General features: G+C 32.4%; 19 protein-coding genes, 1 tRNA gene, 1 pseudogene and 1 other annotated feature. Of the genes and pseudogenes, 13 read left to right on the top strand and 8 right to left on the bottom strand.

All coding sequences use genetic code 11. The annotated features are described in order from the left end of the window. The first annotated feature begins 6 nt into the window (after nt 1–6). On the top strand, nt 7–414 hold the full coding sequence (locus AC1RPG_RS03080; RefSeq protein ID WP_481761228.1) for a rhodanese-like domain-containing protein: 408 nt from the start codon (nt 7–9) through the stop codon (nt 412–414). Nucleotides 415–461: 47 nt separating this feature from the next. Here the strand turns inward: AC1RPG_RS03080 and AC1RPG_RS03075 are convergent, their stop codons facing one another. Further along, nucleotides 462–638 (bottom strand): DUF3042 family protein, encoded by a 177-nt coding sequence (locus AC1RPG_RS03075; RefSeq protein ID WP_409022655.1) that lies wholly within the window; start codon nt 636–638, stop codon nt 462–464. A 126-nt stretch (nt 639–764) separates the two neighbouring features. Here AC1RPG_RS03075 and AC1RPG_RS03070 point away from each other — a divergent pair, with 126 nt between their 5' ends. From AC1RPG_RS03070 to AC1RPG_RS03035, 8 genes are all read left to right on the top strand, one after another. Then, a complete protein-coding gene (locus AC1RPG_RS03070; RefSeq protein ID WP_481761229.1) occupies nt 765–1,502 on the top strand; it encodes a glycerophosphodiester phosphodiesterase in 738 nt (245 codons plus the stop codon). A 2-nt stretch (nt 1,503–1,504) separates the two neighbouring features. Next, entirely contained in the window at nt 1,505–2,437 is a 933-nt protein-coding gene (gene miaA, locus AC1RPG_RS03065) for a tRNA (adenosine(37)-N6)-dimethylallyltransferase MiaA (RefSeq protein WP_481761230.1), read from the top strand. A gap of 12 nt (nt 2,438–2,449) precedes the next feature. Next, a complete protein-coding gene (locus AC1RPG_RS03060) occupies nt 2,450–3,703 on the top strand; it encodes a methionine gamma-lyase family protein (protein WP_481761231.1) in 1,254 nt (417 codons plus the stop codon). A 100-nt stretch (nt 3,704–3,803) separates the two neighbouring features. After that, the gene (locus tag AC1RPG_RS03055; RefSeq protein WP_481761232.1) at nt 3,804–4,193 is read left to right on the top strand and encodes a MerR family transcriptional regulator; all 390 of its coding nucleotides are present in this window, start codon (nt 3,804–3,806) and stop codon (nt 4,191–4,193) included. A gap of 25 nt (nt 4,194–4,218) precedes the next feature. After that, a complete protein-coding gene (gene glnA / locus AC1RPG_RS03050; RefSeq protein ID WP_409022650.1) occupies nt 4,219–5,562 on the top strand; it encodes a type I glutamate--ammonia ligase in 1,344 nt (447 codons plus the stop codon). 151 nt (nt 5,563–5,713) lie between these two features. Next, entirely contained in the window at nt 5,714–6,598 is an 885-nt protein-coding gene (locus tag AC1RPG_RS03045; RefSeq protein ID WP_481761233.1) for an exonuclease SbcC, read from the top strand. Then, entirely contained in the window at nt 6,598–7,530 is a 933-nt protein-coding gene (locus tag AC1RPG_RS03040) for a hypothetical protein (protein ID WP_481761234.1), read from the top strand. Before AC1RPG_RS03045 ends, AC1RPG_RS03040 begins: the two co-directional genes overlap by 1 nt. 57 nt (nt 7,531–7,587) lie before the next feature. Next, entirely contained in the window at nt 7,588–8,130 is a 543-nt protein-coding gene (locus tag AC1RPG_RS03035; protein ID WP_481761235.1) for a dUTP diphosphatase, read from the top strand. Nucleotides 8,131–8,408: 278 nt separating this feature from the next. Here AC1RPG_RS03035 and AC1RPG_RS03030 read toward each other — a convergent pair whose 3' ends face one another. The 3 genes from AC1RPG_RS03030 to AC1RPG_RS03020 form a co-directional block, all read right to left on the bottom strand. Continuing rightward, entirely contained in the window at nt 8,409–8,678 is a 270-nt protein-coding gene (locus tag AC1RPG_RS03030; protein ID WP_481762174.1) for a hypothetical protein, read from the bottom strand. Between the two features lie 144 nt (nt 8,679–8,822). After that, entirely contained in the window at nt 8,823–9,194 is a 372-nt protein-coding gene (locus AC1RPG_RS03025) for a transporter (RefSeq protein ID WP_409022645.1), read from the bottom strand. Nucleotides 9,195–9,271: 77 nt separating this feature from the next. Continuing rightward, on the bottom strand, nt 9,272–9,538 hold the full coding sequence (locus tag AC1RPG_RS03020; protein WP_481761237.1) for a SemiSWEET family transporter: 267 nt from the start codon (nt 9,536–9,538) through the stop codon (nt 9,272–9,274). Nucleotides 9,539–10,818: 1,280 nt separating this feature from the next. On the opposite strand from AC1RPG_RS03020, the gene AC1RPG_RS03015 reads away from it, so the two are divergent. Together AC1RPG_RS03015 and AC1RPG_RS03010 are read left to right on the top strand one after the other, a co-directional pair. Further along, nucleotides 10,819–11,793, top strand: a complete 975-nt coding sequence (locus AC1RPG_RS03015) for a hypothetical protein (RefSeq protein WP_481761239.1) — start codon at nt 10,819–10,821, stop codon at nt 11,791–11,793. Between the two features lie 8 nt (nt 11,794–11,801). Continuing rightward, nucleotides 11,802–12,365, top strand: coding sequence for a hypothetical protein (locus AC1RPG_RS03010; RefSeq protein WP_481761240.1), 564 nt, complete (start codon nt 11,802–11,804; stop codon nt 12,363–12,365). A 22-nt stretch (nt 12,366–12,387) separates the two neighbouring features. Here AC1RPG_RS03010 and AC1RPG_RS03005 read toward each other — a convergent pair. The 4 genes and pseudogenes from AC1RPG_RS03005 to AC1RPG_RS02990 form a co-directional block, all read right to left on the bottom strand. Next, a pseudogene (locus tag AC1RPG_RS03005) lies at nt 12,388–12,981 on the bottom strand (IS3 family transposase); the annotation flags it as partial. 116 nt (nt 12,982–13,097) lie between these two features. Then, nucleotides 13,098–13,379, bottom strand: a complete 282-nt coding sequence (locus AC1RPG_RS03000) for a putative quinol monooxygenase (protein ID WP_481761241.1) — start codon at nt 13,377–13,379, stop codon at nt 13,098–13,100. Nucleotides 13,380–13,498: 119 nt separating this feature from the next. Next, nucleotides 13,499–14,203, bottom strand: a complete 705-nt coding sequence (locus AC1RPG_RS02995) for a DUF4352 domain-containing protein (RefSeq protein ID WP_481761242.1) — start codon at nt 14,201–14,203, stop codon at nt 13,499–13,501. Between the two features lie 407 nt (nt 14,204–14,610). Next, nucleotides 14,611–14,684 (bottom strand) — tRNA-Arg (locus AC1RPG_RS02990). Nucleotides 14,685–14,860: 176 nt separating this feature from the next. On the opposite strand from AC1RPG_RS02990, the gene AC1RPG_RS02985 reads away from it, so the two are divergent. Continuing rightward, nucleotides 14,861–15,493, top strand: coding sequence for a TetR/AcrR family transcriptional regulator (locus tag AC1RPG_RS02985; RefSeq protein ID WP_409022635.1), 633 nt, complete (start codon nt 14,861–14,863; stop codon nt 15,491–15,493). A 53-nt stretch (nt 15,494–15,546) separates the two neighbouring features. Next, nucleotides 15,547–15,632: a sequence feature (ribosomal protein L21 leader region), on the top strand. An 18-nt stretch (nt 15,633–15,650) separates the two neighbouring features. Further along, nucleotides 15,651–15,959, top strand: coding sequence for a 50S ribosomal protein L21 (rplU, locus tag AC1RPG_RS02980; RefSeq protein ID WP_409022634.1), 309 nt, complete (start codon nt 15,651–15,653; stop codon nt 15,957–15,959). Nucleotides 15,960–15,964 lie beyond the last annotated feature (5 nt).

Genomic DNA, 15,964 nt, shown 5'->3' with positions numbered 1-15,964 from the left:
ACTAGTATGATTTTAGGAGCAGTAAAGGTTAGTTTAATAATTAATATCATTTTGATTATTATTTTAGTTGGGTTAGCTGGTAACCAATTTTATCTTTGGTATATGGGTCGCCGTGCAGCTAAATTAGTAACAAATGAAGAATTTAATGAAGGTATGCGTAAGGCGCAAGTTGTTGATTTACGTGAAAAAAGTGAATTTGATGCTTCTCATATTATGGGAGCAAGAAATATTCCCTATTCTCAATTTAAAACAGCGATTGGTGGTTTAAGAAAAGATTTACCTCTTTACTTATATGACCAAGGTAAATCGATTAGTACTCGAGCAGCCTATAAATTACACAAACAAGGCTATACAGATATTACTATTTTGAAAACAGGTTTTTCAAAATGGGATGGTAGAACAAAAAAACGCTAAAAAGAAAAAGCATTGAGGAATGAAAATTCTTCAATGCTTTTATTAGTTTATGAATGGTGTGATGAACGGCTCTTACGTGTTGCACGTTTACGGTTTTCTTCAATCATTTGTTCTTTTTCTTCGATGGGTGCAACAACAGTTTTTTTAAAGGCAAAGACGCTACCAACTAATGCGCCTACAGTTGCAGCAGTTCCGACTAAGAAACCTTTTGAAAAGTTTTTCATTATGTAGACCTCCTTATTCATTTGACATCTTTATTATGACTTATTCAATCTAAAATTGCCACTAAAAGCACCGCTATTTTACGATTAATGATATAATAATTTTTGAAAGTTAGGGGTGACTTGTATATGCAGACCAAAATTTATGCGCATCGCGGAAGTAAGGGAACCAGACCAGAAAATACGTTAGTTAGTTTTCAGGCCGCAATAGATGCAGGAGCCGACGGCATTGAGACTGATGTTCAGTTGTCTAAAGATGGTGAACTAATCATTATGCATGATGAAAAAATTGATAGGACCACAAATTTAACAGGTAAGGTAGTAAATCTGACACTAGCGGAATTAAAAAAAGCAGATGCAGGAATTAAATTCAGTTCTGACTATCAAGGTGAACAAATTCCAACATTAAAAGAAGTAATTGAGTTGTTAAAAGATAACAACTTTAAAGGCACTTTTAATTTAGAATTAAAAACGAATCATATAGAATACCAAGGTATAGAAGAACTTGTAAATAAACAAATGGAACAATTACCATCAGATATTCATCTTTTGTATTCTAGTTTTAATCCAAACTCAATTCGTAGAATGCAAAAAATTAATCCTGATGCAGAATTCGCGAGTTTATTCCAATTTAAAATTAAAGAGTCGCGTCAATTGGCTAAGCATCATTTAATCACTAGCTTACACCCTGATGTGACCTGGCTGAGAGAACGACATGGCTTATTTTGGCCAAAGCTACTGATTCGCCCTTGGACAGTTAATTCAGTTAAGGATATGACTTATTGTTTTAAAAAGAAATATGATGCCATTTTTACAGATTTTCCTGCAAAAGCAATAGAAGTACGAAAAGATATTCAAGGAGATTAGAAATGACGCAAAAAGTATTGTTAATTGTTGGGCCAACTGCAGTTGGTAAAACTGATTTATCGATAAAATTAGCAAAAAAATTTAATGGTGAGATTATTTCAGGCGATTCTATGCAAGTTTACCGGAAATTAGATATAGGGACGGCTAAAATTACAGAAGATGAGATGGATGGAATTCCACATTATTTAATTAATCACAAGAATAGTGATGAACGTTATTCAGTCGCTGATTTTACAGTCGAAAGTCGCGCAGCAATTAGTGATATTGCCTCTAGAGGGAAATTACCAATAATTGTTGGTGGGACCGGATTTTATTTACAGGCATTACTTGATAATTTTCAATTGGGAACAGATAATGACGACGATTTAAATTTAAGAAAAGAATTACAAGAACGTAGTGAAAAAATCGGTCCTGAGGCACTTTGGCAAGAATTAGAAAGCTTAGATCCAAATGCAGCATTAAAAATTCCAGTTAATAATACGCTACGAGTAATCAGGGCATTAGAGGTTATTAAAAAATCAAATCAATTGTTTTCGGCGCAAGCGGATCAAAAAACGGATGAGTTTAACCCCTTTATTATTGGGTTATCGACTGATAGGTCAGTGCTATATGATCGGATTAATCGTCGAGTTGACCTTATGATTGGTTCCGGGCTGATTGATGAAGCAAAATGGCTTTTTAACCAAAAAACCAATGATTTACCAGCTAGTAAAGGTATTGGATATAAAGAGCTATATGCTTATTTTGAAGAAAAACAATCACTTGATGAAGCGACAGAGTTAATAAAACGCAACTCAAGGCGTTACGCAAAACGACAATTAACTTGGTTTAGAAATAAAATGGCAGTTAACTGGTTTGATTTAATCGAGCATCCGGAACAACTAAGTAAAATAGAAATACAAATAGTGGATTGGTTAAAAGGACAAAAGTCATAAGGAGAAGAATATATGCAAAAATGGATAGATAATTTATCACAGGAGTTAGCAAATGTTGTAGGAGAAGTTGATACTCAAATTGAACCAAGACTAAAAGAAATTGATGAACAGGTTTTGTTTAACCAACAAAAAGTCTTGGAAGCTTTTAAGAAAAATAATGTTTCTGAAACATATTTTGCCGGATCAACAGGATATGGATACGACGATATCGGCCGCGATGGACTTGATCGTATCTATGCAGATGTTTTCAAAACAGAAGCGGCAATGGTGAGACCACAAATTGTTTCAGGAACGCATTCAATTTCAACAGCCCTTTTTGGTATGTTACGACCAGGGGACGATTTATTATATATTACTGGGATGCCATACGATACGATTCAGGAAGTTATTGGTATTTCTGGAACGGGTATTGGTTCAATGAAAGAATATGGTATCGGGTTTGATTACGTCCCATTAACGGCTGACAATCATATGGATTCTAATGGTTTAAAAGAAAAGTTAACGGATAAGGTTAAAGTTGTTGCAATCCAACGTTCTCGTGGGTATGCAACTAGAGATAGTTTTATGGTATCTGAAATTGCTGAGATGATTAAAGAAGTTCGTAAAATTTCAAAAGATGTGATTATTTTTATCGATAACTGCTATGGTGAATTTTCTGAAACAATTGAACCAACAGAGGTAGGTGCTGATATCATGTCAGGGTCACTAATTAAAAATGCTGGTGGTGGTTTAGCTAAAACGGGTGGTTACATCGTTGGACGTGCTGATTTAATTGAAAAAGCTGGTTACCGCCTAACAACACCTGGTACTGGTAATGAAGAGGGCGCCACCTTAAATGTTATGAGAGATTTTATTCAAGGGTTCTTTTTAGCACCTCATGTAACAGGTGAGGCAATTAAAGGTGCTATCTATACGAGTGCATTACTTGAAAAAATGGGATTAGATGTGTCACCAAAATGGGATGCACCAAGAACTGATCTCATTCAAACGGTTAACTTTGGTAAACCAGAACCAATGGTTAAGTTTGCTCAAGCTATCCAACGTGAATCTCCCGTTGATGCATATGTTGAACCAAAACCAAGTGATATGGCTGGTTATGAAGATAAAGTTATTATGGCTGCGGGTACTTTTGTTGAAGGTGCTAGTGTCGAATTGTCAGCTGATGGTCCAATAAGAGAACCTTATACGCTTTATGTTCAGGGTGGGTTAACGTATGCGCATGTTAAGTTAGCAGTTACAGCTGCAGTTGAAAAAACATTCTATTGAACAATCGACTGTAAGCTATGTTATAAAATCTAACATTGTACGTTGACAGTCATTTATTTCCTTGTTACTATAAGGATGTAATTAAAAAGGAGGCTTGTTTATGAAAGAGAAGGAACTCAGACGATCATTAGCGGTATTACCAATTGGAACGGTAATGAAATTAACGGACTTAACGGCTCGTCAAATTCGTTATTATGAGGAGCAGGAGTTAATTATGCCCCAAAGAAATGATGGTAATCGCAGAATGTATTCACTGAATGATATTGATAAGTTATTTGAAATTAAAGATTATTTAGATGAAGGCATGAATATGGTTGGCATTAAAGAAATTTATTTTGAAAAGGAAGCACAGGCTAAAAAGCAACGCAAATTGTTAGAAAAGCCTTTGACAGATAATGATGTTAGACATATTTTTCAAAATGAATTTCTTTCAGTTAGTGGACTTAAAAATCCTGACGATCCTTCTTTTAACACAAACAAGCGTCTATAAATTATAAATACTGAGGAGAGATAAAATGGCAAAAGCTGCATACACTAAAGATGACATTGTTACAATGGCAAAAAAAGAGAACGTTAAATTTTTAAGACTTATGTTTACAGATTTATTCGGAATTATTAAGAACGTGGAAGTTCCGATTAGCCAACTAGACAAATTATTAGAAAACAAATTAATGTTCGATGGTTCTTCAATCGACGGATTCGTTCGAATCGAAGAAAGTGATATGTACTTATACCCAGATTTATCAACTTGGATGATTTTCCCATGGGAACATGAACATGGAAAAATTGCGCGTATTATTTGTGAAGTTTATAACGCTGAACGTAAACCATTCCAAGGTGATCCAAGAAATAACCTTATCCGTGTCTTAAAAGAAATGAATGATTTAGGGTTTACTGAATTTAATATTGGACCTGAACCAGAATTTTTCTTATTTAAATTAGACCCTATAACGGGAAAACCTACAACACAATTAAACGATAAAGGTAGCTATTTTGATTTAGCACCAGTTGATTTAGGTGAAAATTGTCGTCGAGATATCGTGTTAGAACTTGAAAACATGGGTTTTGATGTTGAAGCTTCTCATCATGAAGTAGCACCTGGCCAACATGAAATTGATTTTAAATACGCAGATGCTTTACAAGCCTGTGATAACATCCAAACATTTAAATTAGTCGTTAAAACGGTAGCTAGAAAACATGGTCTACATGCGACATTTATGCCAAAACCATTGAATGGAATTAATGGTTCAGGGATGCATATTAATATGTCATTATTTCATAAAGATGGTAATGCATTCTTTGATGAAAAAGATAAGATGCAATTATCTGAAGATGCCTACCACTTCTTAGGTGGTTTATTACAACATGCACGTGGTTACACAGCAATTACTAATCCAACAGTTAACTCATATAAACGTCTTGTCCCTGGATTTGAGGCACCTGTTTATGTTGCTTGGTCTGGACGTAACCGATCGCCATTAGTTCGTGTACCAATGGCTCGTGGGTTATCAACTCGATTAGAGTTAAGAAGTGTTGATGCAACTGCTAATCCTTATCTTGTTATTGCGGCTATTTTAGAAGCAGGACTTGATGGACTTAGAAATAAAGTTGTACCACCTGCATCTGTTGATAGAAATATTTACGTAATGAACCGTCAAGAACGCCAAGATAATCATATTAGTGACTTACCATCGACACTACACAATGCCATTAAAGCATTGGAAAAAGATGATATCATGGAAAAAGCAATGGGTCCTCATTTATATCCAAGCTTTATTGAAGCCAAAAAATTAGAATGGGCTGCTTACCGTCAAGAAGTTTCTGAATGGGAAAGAGATCAATATTTAGAACTTTATTAAAAAAAGTGTAATAAAGGTTTGAAATGACTAACTAAATGATTGATAATGAAACTAGGACAAGTAAAATTGTTTTAGTTTTTTTGATTATGCAAAGAAAAATCACAATACATAGTAAAAAAAATAATCATTAAATATGAATAAGGGGTAAACTATGATAAAAGACAATCAATTTAATTTATCGGATCACAGTGAAGCTACAAACAATATCGAACGCACTCTATCTAAAAAAGTTGAGTACTTAAATCAACTTAGAGAGGCGATTAAACAAGAAGATGATCGATTAGTTTATCAACTCATTAACCAATCTCGTTACGCACAACTAGTGTTAAAGAAAAGAAGCGTTTCGGAATCTGCCATTCAAGAAGAGTTGGTCATTAAAGATTATCCACAAATTCAACAATATTTAAGTTTGAAACTTATCTCATATTTACGTGATACGTATCCATTCTTCTATTTTGAAGAAATGGAAGTTGGAAAATTCAAAATTCATTTTGGTAATTGGTGGGATCGAAAAGAATTTGGCTATTTAGACGTTTTAAATGTTGAATTTAAATTTGATGAAGAAGAACTAGCTAAATTAGCTAAGTCTTTTGAATTGGAAGAAACGAATAAACGTGTTAATACAGATAAAATTAATCAAATATCAATTCAAAATAAAGAACGTCAAGAATTAGTTGATTCTCAGGATGAACGTGACGCTGAAAAAGACAAAATTCGCGAAGATATGAAACGTAATTCACAAGAAAAAGGGCGTCCTTGGGATGCTGGACGTATTCGTGAAGAACGTCGCGTGTTAAAAGAAAGATTAACAGAGTTAACTGAGATGGATGAAAAAGCCAGCAGTGCATATCAAGATATTAAATCAAGTGAGACTGATGTTTTAAGTTTAGCCAAAGAAGATACGTTGATTGGTTATGAAAGACAAAGTGTTATTGGTATATTTGGTGATTTTGAAAAATTCACTAAACAAAATGATGCCTTATATTACAGTTATTTATCTCACTTAATTAGTCAAAAAGGACAGGTGACTGAATAATGGCTGAAAAAGAAAAGCAGTTAGTTTCTACAAAATCGCGTTTAGTAAACTTTAATGAACAAATTAAATTAAGTCTGAACAATGGGATTAAATTTACGGAAACATTAGATGTTTTAATGAATACCCAGGATAAAGTTGAGTTGATTGATGCCGCAATGAGTTTGATGGGTTATCAACTTGACACTAATTATTTAACATTCCCGCAAAAATATAGTGCTGCAGATTATTGTTTACTCTTCTTTAACCGTTTAATGGACTTGCATGATAATGAAACGGCTATTTTACACTTCTCAGAGCCTAGAAAAGCACTTGTCCATGAAATACCTGGGATTAATGTCGTAGATAGTTTTTCCTTTAAAATTGATGATAATGATGGCGCTTATTATGTTGCACAAGAATCAGGAGAATCTTTATTTTATTTAAATTTACGTAAAAGAATGATTCGAATTAATAGTACAGCTATTACAAATGTCTTAATTGTTAGTTACTTGGAAAAATTAGACGCAAAATCGATTAAATATCTTGAAATGATGTTAATTGATTTTGCGACGTATTTAAAAGAAGATTATGGATTTAGCGTTGATCTTAATCTATTGGATTCAGGTAATCCAGCAAGATACGAATTGTCTGAAGATATACTTAAACGAAGTGTTATCGATGAATTATTTGTACTTGCTTCAGAAAATGAGTTAATGGTTGAAGCAGGCGCAAATAATAGTGCTGTTTTAAAATTAGCTAAATCTGAAATAACAATTTATGATCAACAACAAATGGGTGAGAGTGATAATGAAAAATGGGTCGTTGCTGTTATGGATGCTGCCCAAGAAATTTCATGGTTCGATATTTTGTTGAATGAACCTTTCATTAGAAATTGGTACTTGAATAATATAAATGAATTAAGTATTAAATCAGATCCCTTGATTTTTAAATAATAAAAAAATGTCTGTCCGTTAGTTACTAGTGGGCAGATTTTTTTGGAGGAAAATTTAGTGAACTTAACAGATATGATCCAAATGGAACGAAGCTTTGATCGGGATGTTATTCAAGATAAAAAAATTAGATGGAGTCCTGAAGAGAGATTGTTTAACGCCTATGTGAGCTTGGATGTTGAACTATCAGAATTAGCCAACACGGTTGAATGGTTTAAAGTCTGGAAAGAAAATCGTGGACAAAAAATGGAAAAAGGCAAAACGCATGAAGAGACAGTACTCTCAGAATATGTTGATGCAATGAGTTTCTTTTTTAATATTGCCAATCAAAATAAATGGACCTATTTATTATTAATTAGTGACGAAGAGATGGATGATTTTGCAAAAAAGCCTATGACAATGTCATTGAATAAAGTCTTTTTATCGTTAAAATTAATGATTTCTAAAAGTTTATTTAGTCATAAATTAGAAGATTTTAAACATGCTTGGCATCTTTTTATTAAATTCGGGTTAGTTGATTTAAAATTGTCTTGGAATGATATTGAAAATGAATTTGTTAAAAAAAATATGGAAAATATTGAAAGACAAGAAAATAATTATTAATTAAAACAGTCTTAAATTGGAGCTAACCAATAATATTGGACAAAAATTTAAGCAGGTTACTGAATTTTAAGAGCTTGGTATCGTATTATTAGTAATTAATTTACAACTGAGCGTCGTAAATAAGGAATCATTAATAATTCGTATTTTAAATTTTAATAAAGAAAAGCCTTCGACATTGGATTTTTGTCCAATATTGAAGGCTTTTTTGTGTTAATAACTGAATAACAGTTTTTATTTGAATGAGACTAATCTCTTTTAAAATTAACTTAAGTAAAAAATCAAGAACCAGTATCAAAATTAAAATCAGCACCATCTTCAGATTCATGAATATGAACGTCTTTAGCAGACGAAGTACTATCATTAATATCAAAGCTCTCAGAAGAAGATGTCTTCTTAGTAGATGATGAAGATTCTTTAGAAGAATCTTTGGCCTTAGAAGATGAGGCCTTTGTGTTGGATGATGCAGACGACTGTTGAGAAGAAGAGCTATTTTTGTTAGAACTGGAATCAGAATTATAACTATATTCGCAAGCAGACAATAGTAGCATTGATACGCTTAGAACCCCTAGTAAGCTAATAAATTTTTTCATTTTAAATCCCCCAATATTTTTATGGTGCAAAGCGAGCAGTAGGAATCGCACCTACTAAAAGTATCTATACGCTCGTTAGAAATTTATGTTAAATTTTGTTTATTAGTGCTTAGCAGGAGCTTGTTTGAGTGTGAAAACTGCTGCAATGATTAATAAAATAAATGTAGGAAGGGCAAAAACCATTGATAAAAGAAATAAACCGCAACCAATAATACCAAGAACATGGCCAGTAATAGAGATATCAGCTTTTCTTGATTGAACAAGTGCAACAATGTGAAGAATAAGGCCAATTCCTAGCATAATATAAAAGAAAATAGCTGTACCGCTAGTTAAGGTTGATGTTCCAGAGACAGCGTGTGATGTTACAGTAGATTTATTGATACCAGTTAAAATAACGATAAGCCAAGAAAAGGCTACTAATATAGTATTTATGATATCGAAAGTACCTGCTGCAGTGTTAATTTTTAGTTTCATGAAGAATTCCCCCGTATGGAGCTTTTAACGTGATTCCCTATCTGCACGTAAGTATTCTATTTTATGTATATGATATTTTATAAGGCAGTGAAGAAAGCGATGGCGCCTAGAAAGATACCCGGTACGTTTGCAAAGAATATAGGCCAGTCTTTATTTTTACCACATACGCCATAGACAGTCCAAAATATGCAATTAATACAGGCAACCAAGGGCTGAACAGGATTACCCTGGCTACCATTAAGGTTGGAAATGATTTGTGGGATGTATGAGACATACATTAAGATAGATAAAATACTTGCAAACTTCCCGATTTTTTCTAGAGTGCTATCATTTAATAATTTCATTCTAATTCCTCCAAACTTTTTTATGCCTCTCTATAATAACTAATTATCAGTTATTCTACAAATTATAACAACTGGGAGTAGGTAAAAATGTTTGGTGTTGGTGAAAATAAACTTGTGGATGATTTTTATTATTAAAATGCATCAAAATTTTCTTGGGTGATAAATTAATTATTTAAATGAAGGCTAGGTATTTGTTTAGGTTAATATCTTACTAATTCAGAACTGTTATTGTAAACTCAGTATTTTGTTTTTAACTAATACTGACTATTTATGAAATTGCTGGATCTGAATAGCAAAGCTATAGAATGTTGAATAAATGATATTTAAATAGTGGTACATTCAGTAGAAACTATAGGACTAATAGTTTCTGTTAACAGATGACTACGTATCAAAAAAATTTACAGGGATGAGTTAATGCGTTGCTCTAATCAGAATGACGTTCCTCAGATGATTATCAAATTTAACAATAATTTTTCTTATAAAGGTAGCGCAGTTATTGATACTATTCATGAGTTGACCATTTAGGAGAAGAATGAAGTAATCAGAGAAATTACACTACTTGAGTTTCATTAATGATTTAGATAACATAAAACCCACTTAGTAAGGTGACTTATACATACAACTATTACTCTGACTGGCAATGATTATAACAAACGTAAAGGGGGAAATGCTATATCTTCATTTAACGAACTATTCCCACAAGTCAATGAAAAATCTACAATTAATAAGGTTAAACGTTTTTTTAAAGTATGGTTACCAAAAATGCAGAGATATAGTCAGAAGGATATTAGCGGAATTAAGTCGCCAATTATCATGGATATGCCTAAAAAGTACCTCAGGGAACAATCAACACGAAGAGACCATAACTAAACGTATCTATGCTGAGCAAGTTATTAATAATGTTCTAGTAGCTTTAAAGAGTTGTGACACTATTAGTAGAAAAATATTAATAGATGTCTATATTGCAGAAGATAATAAATAAAATGATATTGAAATGGATGATTTAGGATATGAAAAGACGAGATACAGTTTTTACAAGAATCGAGCATGCTTACAGTTTGCTGATTCATTCTTAATTGAAGACTTACATGATTTCAAAAAGTGAACATTTAGTGAACAAATTGAAGTGATTAATCTGTTATATTAGTAATATGATATTTTGATATCAGTTATTAATCTCTAATCCAAATATTTATACACACATGAGAAAGGTATTGTTTACCTGTCTTTTTTATTGTTTAATAATAGAGCGAGTATAAATTATTTGGAGGAGTAACTATTTGGACAATTATTATGTATTTAAATTAAATTTAGCACCAAATATAATTAGAACTTACGTTGAAAGAAAATCAGAAGGTTGGAAACAGCTTAAACATAATGTAATAAAGGATGATCTAACTAATAGTTTTGGAATACCTAATGGATTTGAAAGGGGAACATATTTAAATTTTATTTTTAAGGATACTGATGTTAAAGAAGAATTATCCAAATCTATAGAATATACAGAATTTGTTGCTCAATCTAAAAAAATAGAAGAGGAATATTTTGCTGTTATAGAAAACTATGAAAAAAATTCGGGCATTTTATGGACAAAAGAATTTTTGGGCGTTACAAAAGTTGAAATGAGAACAAAAATGGACAAATTACTTAAAAAATATCCATTTTTAAAAGAATCATTAGATGATGTTTTAGAAGATGATATAATAGGCAACTTAAAAGGGTACGGACGTTACGGACATGGTCGTAAAATGATGCTAGAGGCTAGAAAAATAATACGGTATATTCAGGATAAAGAATATATAAATGCTGGAGTGAATTTTTTTTATGAATTGGAAACTGAAAAAATTTTAATTTCTACTAATGACAAAAGTTTGAAAGAAGCTATTAGTATGTCTGAAAGAATAGAATCATTTATAAATACAGCAGAAAATACCAATATGGGTGCTGTATCAGTTAATGCAGTTCAAGATAGCGTTAGCATTAAGCAAGATTATGCAAGAGTAACAGTACATCTTGTCTATCCTAATGGTGCCCAGCAAGTTGAAGATAGGGACCTTGCTAGTCGAAAACGTATAAATGCTGAAGATGTGAAAAAAATATATAGTGCCCCTAGAGGAGAAAAAGTAAATACAGTAGAGTTAAGTAAACAATTGGGTGAAGATGCTAAGCGAGGATACCTTAAATCGATAAAACATAGGGCAATGAGTATAATGAAAATTGTACCTGTAATAGTTAATAAAAATTTTCATAAATAGGTGATAGTATGGTAGATAATAAATCATTGATGAGAGCATTATGGACTTCAAAACGAGCAACTATATGCAATATATACTCTAAAATTGGAATTTCGATAAATGTAATATTTACAATAATATATTTATTTTTTCCGGATATTATTAATGTTAATTATGAAGTTTCAAGCTTATTGGGTATTTCTGTTACCGGATTATCTTTTACATTCGCATTATTTGTTGCGGTTAAAAGTATCTTTGATATAGATAATTTAGGACACATATATTTAGTTTCTAAAACAGATACTCAATTAAAAAACGTATTTGTTGAAATATTCACACCATTTATGTGGACTTCATTTTTATGGCTAACCATAGTTGGAATATCAATTAGTACTATGTTAATATCATTTGAAACCTTTATTGATTTTGAAGTAATTTTGTATTTGAAAGGAATAGTTTTAATTTTAGTATTTACGGCGTCTTTGAATATTTTTGGGCTTATTTTAGACATCATCCGAGATACTCAAAAAAAGGCTATAGAGGCTGGAGAAGAAGAAGCTGAGTCAATAATAAAAAATAATAAAATGAAGTGAACCCTAAATATTGGACGAAGCTTTATGCAGCATTCTGGGTTATAAAAATTCGGTGTTCAACCGGGCTTTTACAACCCAATTTTATTTTAATTCGTGAAAAATTATAGTCATTTATCCAAACCGGTACTTGTGAAACTAGTGTTTCATATGTATCGGTTTCTTTTTGATAGAAAGCTTCAGCTTTCATAATATGGAAAAAGCTTTCCATGGCAGCGTTATCTAAACATGTTGCTTTACGTGACATACTCTGAAAAATACGATATTTTTTGAGAATAGTAACCCAATTTTTGTGTTGATATTGGAATCCTTGGTCAGAATGAATCGTCGTTCGATAATTTAAATCTTTTGGGATTTTTGCAATTGCTTGTTTCAAAACCTTTGTTGTAAATTTAACTGTTGGATGTTTACTAATCTGATGACTTAGAATTTTGCCTGAAAACAGATCATAAATACAGGTGAAATGGGCCCGTTCATCGATTGTTTCGTCACCCCAACGGACTTCTGTAACATCTGTTGCTAGTTTTTGATAAGGTCGGTCCGAAAAGAAACGGCGATTAATCAGGTTTTTAGAAACGGTACCAACTTTTCCTTTATACGAGTTGTATTTGCGTGTCTGGCTGAAATTGAAGTAGCTCCCATAAATTAAATCTCCTTAAATTTTTAAAATTTTGTAGCAATACGACCAATGAGCCTTGCACTCATAGCCAGCTTAACTGGTGGTCGAAAGGGTAGTTAGGCGTCCATTACAATAACTTGTAATTCTTCAGTTACAAATTGATTGATGCCTGCTAAAAATTCTTTAAAATAAGTTGTTTCATTGTGGAAGTTAACTGCGTCTTGGTCTTGCCAATGCTCAATTATTGCATAACGATTGTTGGCACCTAATTGTTTAAAATGATTGTATGAAATATTACCAGATTCTTTTTTTGATTGCGTCACTAGAGGATCAATAAAATGTTCATATTCTGTAATACAATTTTCATTAACAACTAAACTAACATTAAAAACTTTCATGATAATATTCTCCTTTTTAGCTTTTAACGTGATTCCTATGCACGTAGATAAACAAAAACGAGCAGCAGGAGTTGCACCTGCTTGAAGTATCTATACACTCGTTAAAATTAGTTAAATATTTATTCCCAAGTTGAGTCCCCGTAAGTGACAGAGAACGGACCAGCATTAGAAGTTGTAAAGTATAATGTCATTACAGCTTTTTTTCCGGCAGCTATTGAATTTGGAATATTACCAGAGTAAGTCTCTGAATTAAATTCCCCAATAGTATCATCACTATCATAGACGTCAAACTTTTGACCATTGAAATCTAGTGGACCTGTACCATTATTTTGAACGGTTACTTTAACAGCAACTTGTGTATCACCGGATTTAACATCATTTAAAGGAACTGACGTTTCTTTTTCAGCAGAGTCAACGGTTATCTTTGAGTCGTCAGTTAAATCTACAGAATCGCCAAAAGATGAAGTAGATTCTGAATCGGATTCATCATCAGTGTATGACTCATCGTCAGATTCTGAATCAGATTCAGATTCATCGTCAACATATGAATCATCATCGTCATCATAACTAGAATCATCATCTGATTCTGACGAGTCACTAGCACTTGACGATCTAAAATTAGACGATGAACGCGCTGACGAATCTTTATCAGATGTTACCGACATCACGCTAAAAGAAATAATTGATATGCCTAAACCGGCAATCAATAAAATTAGTGGTATTAAATTAGAAGCTTTATTACCCCAAGCTACAATAAACCAAGTTACACCTGTAAAAAAAACAACTAAACCAATAAGAAAAATAATTGTAAATGTAGTACTCATGAATATATTTCCTCCGAAATCTATATCTCTACTCCTAGAAATATGATAAAATTATTTGTTAATATATTTATACCCTCTAACTTGCTACCAACAGGTTAGGGGATTTTTTAATAGTTTTATTTCAAACAATTTACTAAAGCTTAAGTAATTGCTTGATATTTTTAACGTGTTTTCCAGTAATACAATATAAAGCGTTGCCAACAGCCTTACCGACAGAAAATGCTTTCTTATCGCCTGATATTTTAATACTTTAGTAGATTTATTGATAAAAATATCCATGCAACAAATATGCAACAAATGTTTTGAGCATTCTATCCTTTATAGTCTGTTTTCACCTAAATAAAAAAATAGGAACGCCCGTTTAAAGGCATTCCTATTTTTATAAATCGGTCTAGAATGGATATCTATGACTCGGGTGAGATTCGAACTCACGACCGTCCGCTTAGAAGGCGGATGCTCTATCCAGCTGAGCTACCGAGTCATAACAACATTTAATAGTATATGATAAAATACTGGTACTTGTCAATGGAAATTGGTAGAACTCTTATAAATTATCAAAAACATGAATGAAAGTTTTGATGAAATGTTCTATAATAAGAAAGTAATAGACATAAATGGAGATAAAGACTATTTAATTATGAATAAAGAGGTTGAAAAATGGTTGATTCTAATGATCCACGGGTAAAGAGAACAAGACAAAATTTAAAAAAATCATTAGTTGTACTCATGAAACATTACAAAGTTGAAAATATTAGCGTTCAAAAGATTACTCAGGAAGCAAATGTCACTCGAGGAACATTCTATCTGCATTATCATGACAAACAAGATTTTATTAATCGGGCAATGGATGAAATTTTAGATGACTTTTTTGATTACATTATGATTATGTCAAAACAATCACCAGATAAAGCGTACGTTTATTCGAAACCAGTTGAAGTTTGTTGTTTAAATCGGGTGTTTAACTACTTACAAGATGAATCAATGATGTTTGGCGTACTTTTAAATAGTCAAGAAGATGTCGCTTTTTCTGATAAAGTATATGATAGACTAGTTATCTACTTAAATAACTTTAGAGAACAGTTAGCAGGCGATTTTGAAGTATCTAAGATACCAAACGAGTTACAAGTATCCTATGTTGCATCAGCGCACCTAGGCTTCATTAAACGTTGGTTACGAGACGATATGATCTACACACCGCACTACGTTGCTAAGGTTTTAAAAGAAATTACTGGCGTTGATACAAGTAACGGAGTCAATTTAACAAACTTTTTTGTTGAAAATGATGGATAACGTTGACTTAAGAAGTTACATTTGATATTATAATAACGTTGTATTTGTGAACACCACAACTGCAACCGCACGTTTTAAGTTTTTAAGCGTCAGGTTGTCTAAATCTGATCACTAAATTACGGCGAGTCTAAGTAATCTATAAGGAGGTGTAATACACATGTACGCAATTATTAAAACAGGTGGCAAACAACTTAAAGTTGAAGCCGGAGAAGCTATTTACATTGAAAAATTATCAGCAGAAGCTGGTGAAAAAGTTACATTTGATGAAATTGTTTTAGTTGGTGGCGAAAAAACCGTTATTGGTGCTCCTTTTGTTAAAGGTGCTACAGTAACTGGTACTGTTGAAAAACAAGGCCGTGAAAAGAAAGTTGTTACTTTCAAATACAAACCTAAGAAACATTCTCATACAAAACAAGGTCATCGTCAACCATATACTAAGGTTGTTATCGATGCTATTAACGCATAATTTTG

The sequence above is a fragment of the Dellaglioa sp. CoH-57-MRSF-18 genome, from assembly GCF_056781995.1.
This window is presented reverse-complemented; position numbering and strand designations above follow the sequence as displayed.